Raw genomic sequence first — 13,024 nt, 5'->3', positions numbered from 1 at the left:
GGGACAGGGGAACCCCCCGCCGGTGCACGTACCCACCTTCAGGTGTCGGTGTCGTGCATGCCGCCGCCGCAACGACCGGTCATTGCTGCGCTGGGCCCCTGGAAAGGCCGGCGCAGACGCTCGCCGGGCAAAGCCCCGGCACTACCCTCCTAAGGTAGCTGTAACCGCAACACCCGCCGGGTGGGCACAGGCAACGCAAGCAGGGCCAGGACGGCCCGTCACTGCGAAGGACGCCTGGCCCGCCGCTGGCCCACCCGGCTCGCCGGCCGGGCCTGGCGCAACGATGGTGGCCGCTGGAGCAATGCTCCCGGCCCCGGACTCCGCCAGGCTTCGCTCGCGACGCCCGATGGGTTGGCGACCCCGGCAACCAAGGACATTGAACAAAGGATGAGCAAGATGAACATGTTGAAGCGCTTTGTAGTGAAGAAGAACGAACACGGCCTGTTGCTGAACGATGGCGATTTCGAGGCGATCCTCGAGCCGGGCCAGTACAAGCGTTTCGATTGGCAGGGGCGGCTGACGCTGAAGACCTGCCCCCAGGATTCCCCGCTGCACGACTATCCCCTCGAGCGCTATCTGCGCCAACATGAGCCGGCGTTGGTCGAGCAGTATTTCCTTACCCTGGACATGGCCGAAAACGAAGTGGGCCTGCGTTTCGAGGATGGTCAGTTGAAGGAACTGTTGGCAACTGACAGCCGCCGCCTGCAATGGAAAGGTCAGACCCGGCAGAGCCTGACGCGGATCGATCTGGCCCAGGGGCGGCGCCTGGACGCCGAGCTGCTGGCACGCCTGAACAAGCCGGGAATCGCCGGCATGGACAACGTGCTGCTGGTGACGGTGCCGACCTTCAGCGTCGGTGTGCTGCGCATCGATGGTGTCGTGGTCGACCTGCTGCTGGCCGGGCAGCATGGATTCTGGCGCTGCGGCGCCCAGGTAGTGGTGGACACGGTGGATACGCGTCGCCCTGTTTCGGACGTCAACGTCCGGGAGTTGCTCGCCCGTGGCATGGACCAGCACCTGGTGTGCATGGACCTGAGCGAGCATGAGGTCGGGCTGCGCTTCGAGGACGGCAAGCTGGTCGAAGTGCTGCCGCCGGACAGCCGCCGTGCCTACTGGAAAGACCAGGCCAGGCACGAGCTGCAACGTCTCGACCTGACCCATGGCCAGTGCCTGGACGCCGAGTTGGTGACCCGCCTGAATCGCCCGGGTATCGCCGGCATGGACCATGTGCTGCTGGCGCTGGTGCCGGCCTTCCATGTCGGCGTGCTGAAGATCGACGGCGTGGTGGCCGGGGTGCTCGAGCCCGGACAGCATGGCTACTGGCGTTGCGGCAGCCAGGTAGCGGTGGAGATGGTCGACACCCGCCTGCAGGCACTGGAGGTGAGCGGCCAGGAGATTCTCACCCGCGACAAGGTCAACCTGCGCCTGAGTCTGGTGGCCAACTGGCGTTATACCGACGTGCTCGGTGCCCATGGGCAGATGAGCAAGCCGGTTGAGCACCTGTACCGCGAGCTGCAGTTCGGCCTGCGTGCGGCGGTGGGCACCCGGACCCTCGATGAGCTGTTGGAGAACAAACAACTGATCGACGACAGCGTTACCGAGCACCTGCAGGCGCAGTTGCCGGGCAGTGGCTTGGAAGTAGGTAGCCTCGGGCTGCGCGACATCATCCTGCCGGGCGAAATGAAAACCCTGCTGGCGCAGGTGGTGGAGGCAGAGAAGGCAGCCCAGGCCAACGTGATCCGGCGGCGTGAGGAAACCCAGGCGACCCGCTCGCTGCTCAACACTGCCAAGGTGATGGAAGGCAACCCGACGGCCCTGCGCCTGAAAGAGCTGGAAACCCTGGAGCGGGTGGCCGAGCGCATCGACCGGATTTCGGTGTTCGGTGGCCTGGATCAGGTATTGAATGGCATGGTCAGCCTCAAGGCGGGTTGACCCTGTGCGACACGACGTAACGCAACAAGGAACAAGGTAATGAACATACTCGAAGTGGCGGGCGGCAAGCCGATCAAGCTGTGGACCGACGGTGTGCCGGTCGAGGACGACGCCCGCAAGCAACTGATGAACACGGCGAAGATGCCGTTCATCTTCAAGCACCTGGCGGTGATGCCGGACGTGCACCTGGGCAAGGGCTCGACCATCGGCAGCGTGATCCCCACCGTGGGCGCGATCATCCCGGCGGCGGTGGGCGTGGACATCGGCTGCGGCATGATCGCCGCGCGTACCTCGCTGCATGCCCGTGACCTGCCGGACAACTTGCATGGCCTTCGTACAGCCATCGAGAAGGCCGTGCCCCATGGCAAGACCTTCGGCCGTCGCGACCAGGGGGCCTGGGACAACGTGCCGAACCAGGCCGACCAGGTCTGGAGCGGCCTGGCCGGGCGCTTCAAGGCAATCACCGACAAGCATCCGCGCCTGGAGAAGACCAACAACCGCCAACACCTGGGGACACTGGGCGGCGGCAACCACTTCATCGAGGTCTGCCTGGACGAGGCCGACCGCGTCTGGTTCATGCTGCACAGCGGCTCGCGTGGCGTCGGCAACGCAATCGGCAACCTGTTCATCGAACTGGCGCAGGCCGACATGCGTCAGCACATGGTCAACCTGCCGGACCGTGACCTGGCGTATTTCGAGGAAGGCAGCCGGCACTTCGCCGACTATGTCGAGGCGGTGGAGTGGGCGCAGGACTTCGCCCGGCACAACCGCGAACTGATGATGCAGGCGGTGGTCGCCGCCACCCGCAAGGTGCTGGGCAAAGCGTTCGAGGCCAGCCTCGAGGCGGTCAACTGCCACCACAACTATGTGCAGAAAGAGCAGCACTTCGGCCGCGAGGTACTGGTGACCCGCAAGGGCGCGGTGTCGGCGCAGAAGGGCCAGCTGGGCATCATCCCTGGCTCCATGGGCGCGAAGAGTTTCATTGTGCGTGGGTTGGGCAACGAGGAATCGTTCTGCTCGTGCAGCCATGGTGCGGGGCGGGTGATGAGCCGCACCAAGGCCAAGAGCCGCTTTACGGTCGAAGACCAGCAGCGCGCCACTGCCCACGTGGAGTGCCGCAAGGACAAGGATGTGATCGACGAGATCCCGATGGCCTACAAGGATATCGATGCAGTGATGCAGGCCCAGCGTGAGTTGGTCGAAGTGGTGCACACCCTGCGGCAGGTGGTGTGTGTGAAAGGTTGAAGCGGGCGACTGGGCTGCTCTGGAGCAGCTGTTCGAGTGCTCGACCGAGTGTCACAGGCGTATTGCCGACTCAAACGGATTGCGGTATTCATGATGGCGCTTTGATATCTATTTGCTTTCCGGTCAGCCGTTCACGGCCCGACCGTGCCACTCGAACCCCAGCAGTTCACGATTTTCCGCACCCACCCGGTTGATTGAAGTGACACAGGAGTCGTCATGCAGGCAGCGAAAGAGCTCGATCAGGTCACCAACGTGAGTTTCCTCTTTGGCATTGCCAAAGTGCAGGCCGAGGCGCCCCCGGACTATGCCCGTCAACACCTGCTGCGTTACCTCGCACAGTATGGCGAGCAGGACGTGGATGAAGAGCGTCTGCAGCAGATGACCAGGCTGATGTCCGCTATCCCGCTCACCTCGGCCGATACCTTGCCGACGTTGCGCGATTCGGTGCTCAGGCAGCATGCCGCGCGTACTGCCTGTATCCGCCAGGCTGTGGAGCGTCAAACGCCATTGCTGGAAGGCGAAACCTTGCAGGAGGAGAGCTTTGCGTTTCTCGGCAAACCGTACAACGGCTGTCGTGTCCGTTCGGTGGCACTGTTGCGCACTACCAACTACGGGCAGCTGGTGTACCTGTTCAAGGATGTGGTGGTGGGGCAGGATGGCCAGCTGCTGTTCATCGAGGCAGTTGGCCAGGTGAACTCTCCAGCAGCGGATCTGGAACTGAGCTCGACGGATGTCGTTGCAGCGGCATTCGGTGAGCTCGGTGGCAAGCTTGCCTCGTCACTGGCCTCCGCTGTTGGTGGTGCAATTGGCAAGGCACTGTTCGAACAGGCCTTTCCGCCAGGCGTGCCGAGCTACTTCGACCAGGTCTATGTTGAGCTCAAAAGGATTGTCGGTGGTGAATTGCAGCAAAGCCTGATCGATAGCATCGACGGCTCGATCAAGAGCATCCAGCAGCACCTGGAGACCGAATACCTGCCGGCCAAGGAATCACTCGATCTCACGCTGCCGGAAGATCGCCAGCAATTGTACGCGCTTTTGCAGAAGTACGAGACCACTTACCTCTCGGGCCCGGGGGGAATGCTGGGCACGCTGATGAACGAGAAGTACGCCAAGCTCGGTTTCGGCGTGTTCCTGATTGCTGCCGGTGTACAACTTGCGTTGTTCCAGGAGATGGCTTTTGTCGATCCGAAGGGCCTGGGACGCGATGGCACGCTACGCAGCCCGCTGCAGTCCAGTTATGGCCAGCCTGGGACCGGCACAGTTGCCAGGGCCGCGAAGATGTACGCCGATTTCGCCGCCGAGCTGTGGCAGCGGATCATCAAGGACCGTGAAGCGAAGATCAGCCATGATGTGCGCGATATGTGCGCCCCGGGGGATACCGGGGGTACCAGCTGCCACCGCTATGGGTGGCTCGACGATGAACTCGAGCGTAACGTGCTGCTGCCGTGCACCCGGAAAACCAAGGTTACGCTGTACCGCGTCTGCGATGGTGACAAGAGTGGCAAGAATCCCAACCTCGACTTCATGAACGAGCGTTTCGCGAATTACCCGGTGGAGCGTGTAGAGGCGCTGCGCAAGTCGTTGGGTGTGCCGGAAACCATCATCGAGCATTGGAGAAGCCTCATCGAGACGCCGGTCCGGCCAGCGTCCGAGCCCGCTCGCCAGGCCTGATGCGTGAGGCGCGGGCCAAGTGATTGGCCGGCGCCTGCGGGCGGCCCTTGCTGTACATCCCTTCCACCACCCTATGCAGCGAGGCTGCCAGCATCGGGCCGTGTCCCAGCCTCGGGAAGCGTTCATAGCGAGCCTGCGCCAGTGTGCCGGCGAGGCTCTGCCACTATCGTCGGCCGGTGAGGAAAAGCTTGGGGGCATGGGATTGCCTTGATGAGAATTCATTGCAATACGAACACTCCGATTGGCGGCGGTGCCGGGGCAATAGCCAGGTGCTGGCATTTCTTCGCGTTACACGGTATCTGCTGGGGGGCTTGCGGGATGTCAGCGGCTGATGAATATCCCGCCGGCCTCGCTGCGGGTACGCAGCTTATGGCTCTGGGCCAACATGGCCAGGGCCAGGGGCAGGTCATCGATCGGGAAACTGCCCGAAACCCGCAACTTGGCCAACGCCGGGTCGCAGACCAGGCGCTGGTCGCTGTAGCGCATCAGTTCCTGGGTCCATTGCAACAACGGCATCTCGTCGATTATCAGCAGGCCATTGCGCCAGGCCAGCTGGGCGTCGCGTGCATCCTCCAGTGGATCGAATCGATCACGGCTGAAGCGCAGCTGCGAGCCTGCCTGGACGATGACACCGCCGGCGGCTTCGGGCTGGACCTGTACGGCGCCTTCGTACACCGCGAGCAGGGTCTCCTGGGGAAACTGGCGCACGCTGAAGCGGGTGCCCAACGCCTGCATGAGGCCTTGCCCGGTCCGCACCCGCAAAGGCCGCGACGGGTCCGCCGCAGTGACGATGTATATCTCGCCCCGGCGCAAGTGCAGCAGGCGCTGCTCGGCCGTGAAGCGCACCCTCAGCTCGCTGTGGCTGTTGAGGGAAACCTGGGTGCCGTCGGCCAGCAGCACATCCCGGCGTTCGCCCAAGGCGGTCAAGTACTCGGTGCCACCTTCATTGCGCCGCCATGCCCACCAGCCCAGTGGTGCCGCGCCCAGCAACACCAGCAGGCTGCGCAGCACGGTGCGCCGGCTGCTGTCGGGGCGCACCAGCGTCTGTCGGGCCAGGGTGGGAGGCAGGGTGCCGAGGCGGGTGAGCAGGCGCTGTGCCCGGTTCCAGGCACGTTCGTGCTCGGCGTCGCGGTATCGCCAGTGCTCCAGTTCGAGCTGTTGTGCCGGCGTCAGCGGCCCTTCCTGCATCAACAGCAGCCAGGCGGCGGCCTGGGCGAGAATGGCCTGGGCGATGGGGGGCTGGTCACTCATCGGGCATCTGGCTCAGGCAGGCGACGTAGCCCTCGTGAATATATTTCTTCACCGTCGGCAAGGCGATGTTCAGTGCCTGGGCGATGTCTTTCTGCTTCATGCCGTCCAGTGTTGCCATCAGGAAGGCTTGCCTGACCCGTGGCCGCAGGCTGTCGAGCACGGCATCGATCTCGTGCAGGGTCTCGAGAATCACGCTCTGCTGCTCGGGCGCCGGATGTTCGACTTCGGGCACCAACGCCAGGGCCTCGAGCCAGGCCTGCTCAAGGGAATGCCGCCGACGCCAGCTGACCAGGACGCAATTGGCGATACGGGCCAGGTAGGCACGTGGCTGGCGCAGGGTATCGGGCTGGGTGGTGTCCCGGCTGGCCAGCACGCGCACGAAAATGTCCTGGGCCAGGTCATCGGCCACGCCACGCCCCCAGGAGCGCAAGCGATACGCCAGCCAGCCGCGCAACCAGGCGTGGTGCTCGACGTACAGCGCGGTCACGGCGCAGTGCTGGATGTGCCGTGGTGGGTTCTTGAAGAGGGTCATGGGCAGCGGGGTCAAGGGCGTAAATGCAAACAATTATCACTAGATTTGGCTAAATCACAAGATCAAGTGAAAATGCGAATCGCACGCATATACCTTTTTCGCTGTCGTGCGACAGAAGAGGTGCAAGCCCGCATCGAGTGCCGGGCACTGACCTCACGAGCGAGAAAAACATGCCCGCCAGCTATCGGCTTCCCCCTGTTTCGCGCCCATCGCAACGCTTGTCCCCGATCAGCTTCGCCGTGCGCTGCGCGGTGCTCGGCTGTTTGCTGGGCTCTGGCGCAAGCCTGGCCCAGGCCGCCCCGGCGGCAACCGAGAACAGCCGACCCGACGACGCCACGCGCCGCGACTACGATATCGCCCAGGGGCCGCTGGGCACTTCGCTGGGCGTGTTCGCCAAGCAATCGGGGCTGTTGCTGTCCTACGATCCCGACCTGACCCGCGGCCGCGCCGCGCCAGCGCTCAAGGGCCGCTACACCGTGCAGGAGGGCGCCCGCCGCCTGCTGGCCAATACCGGCCTGCAACTGCTGCCCACCTCACGGGGGGCATACATCCTCATCCCGCAGGCCCAGGCCCAGGCCCAGGCATCGGCGACGGCAACCGAGCTGACACCGACCGTGGTCGCCTCCAGCGAAATGGTCGACCCGCAGCGTGACACCTACCGCGCGCCGCGTTCGACGGTGCACCTGTCGCGTGAAGACCTCGACCGCTTCAGCACCGTGTCGGTGGGCGACATGCTCAAGGGCGTGGCCGGCGTGCAGGTGGGCGACAGCCGCAACGGCGGCGCGCTGGACGTCAACATTCGCGGCATCCAGGGGCAGAGCCGGGTGGCGGTCAGGGTCGATGGCTCGGAGCAGGCGGTGGATGTCTACCGGGGCTACGGCGGCACCCAGCAGCGCAGCTACATCGACCCCGACCTGATCAGCAGCGTCACCGTGAACAAGGGCCCCAGTACCCGATCGGGGGCTATTGGCGGCTCGGTGGAGATGAAGACCATCGGCGTGGATGACATCCTGGTCGATGGCAAGGACGTCGGCGTGCGCCTGACCGGCAACCTGTGGAACAACGGCGTCGAACCCGAGCACCGCAACCGCCATTCCCGCGACGAGGACCTGAGTGCGGCGCCGCGTGATGAGCGCGGCAGCCTGTTCGGCTCCAAGGCCGAGTCCGGCAGCGCCGCCTTCGCCTATTCCCACGAGCGCTTCGACCTGGTGGCGGCCTATGCGCACCGCAACCAGGGCAACTACTTCTCCGGCAAGAAGGGCCAGGACCGCTACCGCCTCTATGATCGCTGGGGCGAGGAGCAGGCCAGTGTCGCCAACACCTACAATGCCGGCGAGGAAGTGCTCAACTCGTCGTTCGAGACCGACTCCTACCTGCTCAAGACCACCTGGCGGCTGGCCGACGACCACACCCTGGACCTCGGCTACCGGCGCTTCGACGGGCACATGGGCGAGATCATGCCGTCGGACATCTTCCGCTACGGCACCGCCGGCATCTACCAGTACCCCACCAGCGAAATCGAGATCGACACGTACACCGCGCGCTATCACTACCTGCCCGAGGGCAATCCGTGGGTGGACCTCACCAGCAACCTGTGGATGACCGACTCGAAGACCAGCACCTTGAGCGCGGCCTGGATGGCTCCCAAGTCGCAGCTGTTCCGCACCGACCGCGCCTGGTCGCGCCAGGACAACCGCCGCATCGGCGGCGACCTGAGCAACGTGTCGCGCTTCACCACCGCCCATGGCGATTTCAAGCTCGACCTGGGCGGTGCCTTCCAGCTCGAGGACCTGCAGCCGCAGAAAAGCGTCGTGGCCACCCAGCACGACATCAACGCCAACCGCATGTTGCGCGATGCCTCGCGTCAGGAGTTCAGCTTCAACGGCAACCTGGAGTACAAGCCTGTCGAGACGGTGACGCTGTGGGGCGGCGGCCGCTATGCCCACTACCGAACCAAGGACAACACGGTGCTGGCCGAGGCGCGCCGCGAGGAGCGCGAAATGCGCTGGATCACCGCCAGCAGCCCGGGGCACTGGGGCAGCATGATATGGTTCCCGGACCAGAACGGCCAGTACACCGACGCCACCGACCCGCGCCTGAACAACGGCATTGTCTTCGAAAACAGCAACGAGCCGTTCAATGGCGTGCCGTTCAATGAGTCCGGCGCGACCAATGTGGTTGTCCATCCTGAAGGTGTAAACCGAGTGGTCACCGGCTATGACTACACCCCACAGGGCAAGAGCAGCGGCGGTGGTTTCTCGCCGGCCTTCGGCATCAATGTCGAGTTCCTCCCCGACACTTTCGTGTACGCGTCCTACACCCAGGGCCTGCGCCTGCCTTCGCTGTTCGAGACCAGCCAGGGTACCCAGCAGGTCTCCCCGGGCAAGCACCTCAAGCCCGAGCGCTCACGCAGCTGGGAAGTGGGCGTGAGTGCCTTGCGCAGCGACCTGCTGACCGCGGGTGACGAGGCGTCGGCCAAGCTGGCCTGGTTCGACAACGACATCAAGAACTACATCACCCGCTACTATGACCCAAGCCCGGGGCTGTGGGGGCAAATGACCTTCAGCAACACCGACAGCTTCCACACCCGCGGCCTGGAGTTGCAGTCGCACTACGATGCCGGACGGGTGTTCGCCGACCTGTCGGCCACCTACTACCTGATGACCGAGACCTGCGACGCGGCCTTTGCCGGCAAGCTGCGCGCCAGCGCCAATCAGTACCAACGTACCCACGACACCCCGGACTGCACGCCGGGCAGCTACATGGGCTCATACACCAACACGCAGAACCCGCCACGCTTCTCGGCCAATCTGCTCACCGGCTTGCGCTTCTTCGACGAGGCGCTGACCGTGGGCGGGCGCATGACCTATACCTCGGGGCCCACCGCGCAGATGGACAAGCCCTGGCAGACCGGCGCCACCACACCGCAGATCGACTATCGCTCGGTGGCGCTGTTCGACCTGTTCCTCAAGTACAAGGTGCTGGAGCACACCGAACTGAACGTGTCGGTGCAGAACCTGACGGACCGCTACTACCTGGATCCGCTGGCGCAGAGCTTCATGCCGGCACCTGGACGGACTTGGCGGGTGGGGATGGTGGCGCGATTCTGAGGGGTGCCTTGCTTGTCGACAGGCATTAAAAAGCCGGCTTGTGGCCGGCTTCTCGGGGACGGTCTTGGCTCATTTTTGATAAGCCGCAACCGCCTTAAACGGTTGGCAACATGGCCGGAAAAAGATGGCGGACGGCTGTGTGAGGCGTCGCCAGGCCCTCTGGAATGCGGCTTGCACCATCAGGGGGCATGATGTGCCGCGTAGCATACCCGTGTGCGGGGTCCCTGCCCAGCAAAAAGTGGTGCGAGGTGTTTCAGCCCGGACGCACAGGGCGCAGGCATGACCACCAGAACACCCAGCCGAGGATTTCCAGCTTCTGCACGCGACGTTGATAGGCTGTGTAGCGTTCGCTGGGGTGGTTGAGGCGGTCATGGCTGTGCAGGCACAGCGTGCCGTTGTGGCCAACGGAGAGACGCTGCACTCGCAGACGGCCATTGTGCAGCAGCGCATAGCACTCGCCCTCCACGACCCGGGTAAAGCCGCAGTCGATAGCAAGCAGGGCGCCTTCGGGCAGCAGGGGGGCCATGCTGTTGCATGGCATGCCGAGGCAGATGGCGTTTGCCGTTGTGACCTCCAGGGCCTCCAGGGCCCGGCGGGGGACCGGCTGGTAGTGCCCGGGCAGAACTTGCAGACGGCCCTGCTCCAGGTGATGCAGGGGCAAATGCGCCATGTCCGTGTCCAAGGCCAGCAGTGGCGGCGGCAAGGGACTGGCAGAACAGGTGGATCGGACGGGGCGAAGCGGGGTCGGATGCTTCGGGCCTTCTCCACTGCGCAGCCAGCGCATGCGGACGCAGAACAGATCGGCTATCTCCTCGAGTCGGGCTTGGGGCACGCCGCGTTTGAACCAGTTGTTGACGTGCTGCGGCGTGATCTTGCGCTGGGCGGCAAAGTCTGAAGGGGTCAGGTTGCACTCCAAAAGGAGGGCTTTGAGACGGTCGCCGGATGTTTTCATGACAGCGAGTCTATAGTTCCTTGAAGTGCGTGGAAATCAACCCGATGTCGAAGTGATCTGTAGGAAACGTGTTGAATTGTAGGGTGCGCCTTAGGATTGCGTAGGATAAGTCGATAGGCCGCCAGGCTGCGGCGAATGTCCATAAAAAAAACCCTGCCGGAGCAGGGTTTTCTTCGTGTCAGGTTCAGCCCTTGTAGGCTGCGACCGATTTGGTGATCGCGGCGCGGGCGGCGTCTGCGCCTTCCCAGCCTTCGATCTTGACCCACTTGCCCTTCTCGAGATCCTTGTAGTTCGCGAAGAAGTGCTCGATCTGCTGGATCAGCAGGGCAGGCAGGTCGGTGTATTCCTTCACGTCGACATACAGCTGCGACAGCTTGTCGTGAGGAACGGCGATGACCTTGGCGTCGCCGCCACCGTCGTCGGTCATGTTCAGCACGCCAACGGGACGGGCGCGGATCACCGAGCCTGGGGCGACCGGGTACGGGGTCACGACCAGCACGTCCAGCGGATCACCGTCGTCGGCCAGGGTGTTGGGGATGAAGCCGTAGTTGGCCGGGTAGAACATAGGGGTGGCCATGAAACGGTCGACGAACAGGGTGTCGCTGTCCTTGTCGATCTCGTATTTGATCGGCGCGTGGTTGGCCGGGATCTCGATGGCGACGTAGATGTCGTTCGGCAGGTCTTTGCCGGCTGGAATCTTGCTGTAGCTCATTGGGCAATGCCCCCGTGTTTGATCAAAAAAGTGGCGGCGATTATAGGCACATTCCCACAGTGGGTGCCACGCCCGGCCTGATGTGCGGCTTTCAGCCGTGGCTGGCGCGGTAGTCCGGGTGCTCGGCCTGCAGACGTGCCAGGCGGCCCAGCGGATCCTGGCGGTAGAACAGCGACAGCTGCTGGTAGACCTTCGGGTAGGCCTCATGCAGCAGGTCGGGTGCGCTGAAGAAGTATTCGCTGGTGACGGCGAAGAACTCGGCCGGGTTTTCCGCGGCATAGGGGTCGATGGCCGTCTCGGCGTCGGGGTTGGCGTCGAGCTGGCGGTTCAGGTCGTCGTAGGCCTGCTGCATGGCCTGGGCCCAGTCCTCCACGCGCATGCCGCTGTGCAAGGGCGGCAGGCCGTTGGCATCGCCGTTGAGCATGTCCAGCTTGTGCGCCAGTTCGTGGATGACCAGGTTGTAGGCTTCCCAGCCGCCGCTGCTCAGGACGCCGGGCCAGGCGAGGATCACCGGTCCCTGCTGCCAGGCTTCGCCGCTGTGCTCGGCGTCCCAGGCATGCTCGACCCCGCTGCTGTCGCGGTGGCGCTGAGGGCTCTTGAAGTCGTCGGGGTAGAGGATGATCTCGTGGAAGCCCTGGTACCAGTTCAGCTCGCCCAGGTGCAGCAGCGGCAACTGGGCCTGGGCGGCGAGGAACAGGCGCTGCTCGTCGTCCAGCTCGACGCCGGGCAGGGTGGTCAGGTGCTTGTCGTGCAGGAACAGCACGCAGGCGTCACGCAACCAGCGGTCTTCTTCGTCGCTGATGCCGTCGAGCAGCGGCAGGCGATCACGGATCACCTGCCACAGCTGTGGATCGACCGGATAGCGGGCCAGGGTGCGCCGGCGCCGCCAGGCGCTGAACGACCACATGCCCAGGTCAGTGGGCCTTGGCCGTGCGACCGAAACGGCCGCGCAGCAGTCCAAGGATCATCGGTATCAGCGACAGCAGGATGATCGCCACCACCATCAGCGACAGGTGCTGCTTGATGAACGGCACGTTGCCGAAGAAGTAGCCCAGGGTCACCAGGCCGCCCACCCACAGCAGCGAGCCGGCTACGCTGAAGGCCAGGAAGCGCGGGTAGTGCATGTGGGCGATACCGGCGACGAACGGCGCGAAGGTACGCAGGATCGGCAGGAAGCGCGCCAGGGTGACGGTCTTGCCGCCATGGCGCTCGTAGAACTCGTGGGTGCGCTGCAGGTAGTCCTTGCGGAAGATCTTCGAGTTGGGGTTGCGGAACAGGCGTTCGCCCGCCGTGCGCCCGATCACGTAGTTGGTGCTGTCGCCGAGGATTGCCGCGGCCATCAGCAGGCCGGCCAGCAGTACCGGGTCCATCCCGCCACCGGCGGCCACGGCGCCGGCGATGAACAGCAGCGAGTCACCCGGCAGGAACGGCATGATCACCAGGCCGGTCTCGCAGAAGATCACGGCGAAGAGTATGGCGTAGATCCAGGGACCGTAGTTGTTGACCAGCAGATCGAGGTAGGCATCGAGATGCAGGATGAGGTCCAGCGGGTTGAAATCCATGTACAGCACCTGTGTTCTTGACCCGCTTCTACGGGCACGCGATGACGGACAGTGCCA

9 protein-coding genes and 1 pseudogene are annotated in these 13,024 nt (G+C 64.2%); 4 read left to right on the top strand and 6 right to left on the bottom strand.

Going from position 1 to position 13,024, the window contains the following annotated elements; translation table 11 throughout:
- Nucleotides 1–1,023: 1,023 nt before the first annotated feature.
- The 3 genes and pseudogenes from BMY03_RS22355 to BMY03_RS22345 all read left to right on the top strand — a co-directional run.
- A pseudogene (locus tag BMY03_RS22355) lies at nucleotides 1,024–1,932 on the top strand (slipin family protein); the annotation flags it as partial.
- A gap of 39 nt (nucleotides 1,933–1,971) precedes the next feature.
- Nucleotides 1,972–3,177 carry an RtcB family protein gene (locus BMY03_RS22350; protein ID WP_038707268.1) on the top strand — a complete coding sequence of 402 codons (1,206 nt, stop codon included), beginning with the start codon at nucleotides 1,972–1,974 and terminating at the stop codon, nucleotides 3,175–3,177.
- A gap of 216 nt (nucleotides 3,178–3,393) precedes the next feature.
- Nucleotides 3,394–4,848: a hypothetical protein gene (locus BMY03_RS22345; RefSeq protein ID WP_094012300.1), complete on the top strand. Its 1,455-nt coding sequence runs from the start codon at nucleotides 3,394–3,396 to the stop codon at nucleotides 4,846–4,848.
- A gap of 321 nt (nucleotides 4,849–5,169) precedes the next feature.
- Here BMY03_RS22345 and BMY03_RS22340 read toward each other — a convergent pair whose 3' ends face one another.
- Nucleotides 5,170–6,099: a FecR domain-containing protein gene (locus BMY03_RS22340; protein WP_094012299.1), complete on the bottom strand. Its 930-nt coding sequence runs from the start codon at nucleotides 6,097–6,099 to the stop codon at nucleotides 5,170–5,172.
- Nucleotides 6,092–6,631 (bottom strand): sigma-70 family RNA polymerase sigma factor, encoded by a 540-nt coding sequence (locus tag BMY03_RS22335; RefSeq protein WP_023629462.1) that lies wholly within the window; start codon nucleotides 6,629–6,631, stop codon nucleotides 6,092–6,094. Before BMY03_RS22335 ends, BMY03_RS22340 begins: the two co-directional genes overlap by 8 nt.
- Nucleotides 6,632–6,801: 170 nt before the next feature.
- On the opposite strand from BMY03_RS22335, the gene BMY03_RS22330 reads away from it, so the two are divergent.
- Nucleotides 6,802–9,741, top strand: a complete 2,940-nt coding sequence (locus tag BMY03_RS22330; RefSeq protein ID WP_094012298.1) for a TonB-dependent receptor — start codon at nucleotides 6,802–6,804, stop codon at nucleotides 9,739–9,741.
- 253 nt (nucleotides 9,742–9,994) lie between these two features.
- Here the strand turns inward: BMY03_RS22330 and BMY03_RS22325 are convergent, their stop codons facing one another.
- From BMY03_RS22325 to BMY03_RS22310, 4 genes are all read right to left on the bottom strand, one after another.
- Nucleotides 9,995–10,693 carry a LexA family transcriptional regulator gene (locus BMY03_RS22325; protein ID WP_023629649.1) on the bottom strand — a complete coding sequence of 233 codons (699 nt, stop codon included), beginning with the start codon at nucleotides 10,691–10,693 and terminating at the stop codon, nucleotides 9,995–9,997.
- A 184-nt stretch (nucleotides 10,694–10,877) separates the two neighbouring features.
- Nucleotides 10,878–11,405: an inorganic diphosphatase gene (gene ppa / locus BMY03_RS22320; protein ID WP_003255365.1), complete on the bottom strand. Its 528-nt coding sequence runs from the start codon at nucleotides 11,403–11,405 to the stop codon at nucleotides 10,878–10,880.
- Between the two features lie 91 nt (nucleotides 11,406–11,496).
- Entirely contained in the window at nucleotides 11,497–12,312 is an 816-nt protein-coding gene (locus tag BMY03_RS22315; protein WP_094012297.1) for a M90 family metallopeptidase, read from the bottom strand.
- Between the two features lie 7 nt (nucleotides 12,313–12,319).
- A complete protein-coding gene (locus BMY03_RS22310; protein WP_094012296.1) occupies nucleotides 12,320–12,967 on the bottom strand; it encodes a DedA family protein in 648 nt (215 codons plus the stop codon).
- Between the last annotated feature and the right edge of the window lie 57 nt (nucleotides 12,968–13,024).

It is taken from the genome of Pseudomonas soli, from assembly GCF_900110655.1.
Classification (GTDB): domain Bacteria; phylum Pseudomonadota; class Gammaproteobacteria; order Pseudomonadales; family Pseudomonadaceae; genus Aquipseudomonas; species Aquipseudomonas soli.
The sequence above is the reverse complement of the archived record's forward strand: the minus strand, read 5'-3'. Positions and strand labels throughout refer to the sequence as shown.

Coding starts and splice junctions, on each gene's coding strand:
- BMY03_RS22350 (WP_038707268.1), top strand. CDS start 1,972: ATGAACATACTCGAAGTGGCGGGCGGCAAGCCGATCAAGCTGTGGACC.
- BMY03_RS22345 (WP_094012300.1), top strand. CDS start 3,394: ATGCAGGCAGCGAAAGAGCTCGATCAGGTCACCAACGTGAGTTTCCTC.
- BMY03_RS22340 (WP_094012299.1), bottom strand. CDS start 6,099: ATGAGTGACCAGCCCCCCATCGCCCAGGCCATTCTCGCCCAGGCCGCC.
- BMY03_RS22335 (WP_023629462.1), bottom strand. CDS start 6,631: ATGACCCTCTTCAAGAACCCACCACGGCACATCCAGCACTGCGCCGTG.
- BMY03_RS22330 (WP_094012298.1), top strand. CDS start 6,802: ATGCCCGCCAGCTATCGGCTTCCCCCTGTTTCGCGCCCATCGCAACGC.
- BMY03_RS22325 (WP_023629649.1), bottom strand. CDS start 10,693: ATGAAAACATCCGGCGACCGTCTCAAAGCCCTCCTTTTGGAGTGCAAC.
- ppa (WP_003255365.1), bottom strand. CDS start 11,405: ATGAGCTACAGCAAGATTCCAGCCGGCAAAGACCTGCCGAACGACATC.
- BMY03_RS22315 (WP_094012297.1), bottom strand. CDS start 12,312: ATGTGGTCGTTCAGCGCCTGGCGGCGCCGGCGCACCCTGGCCCGCTAT.
- BMY03_RS22310 (WP_094012296.1), bottom strand. CDS start 12,967: ATGGATTTCAACCCGCTGGACCTCATCCTGCATCTCGATGCCTACCTC.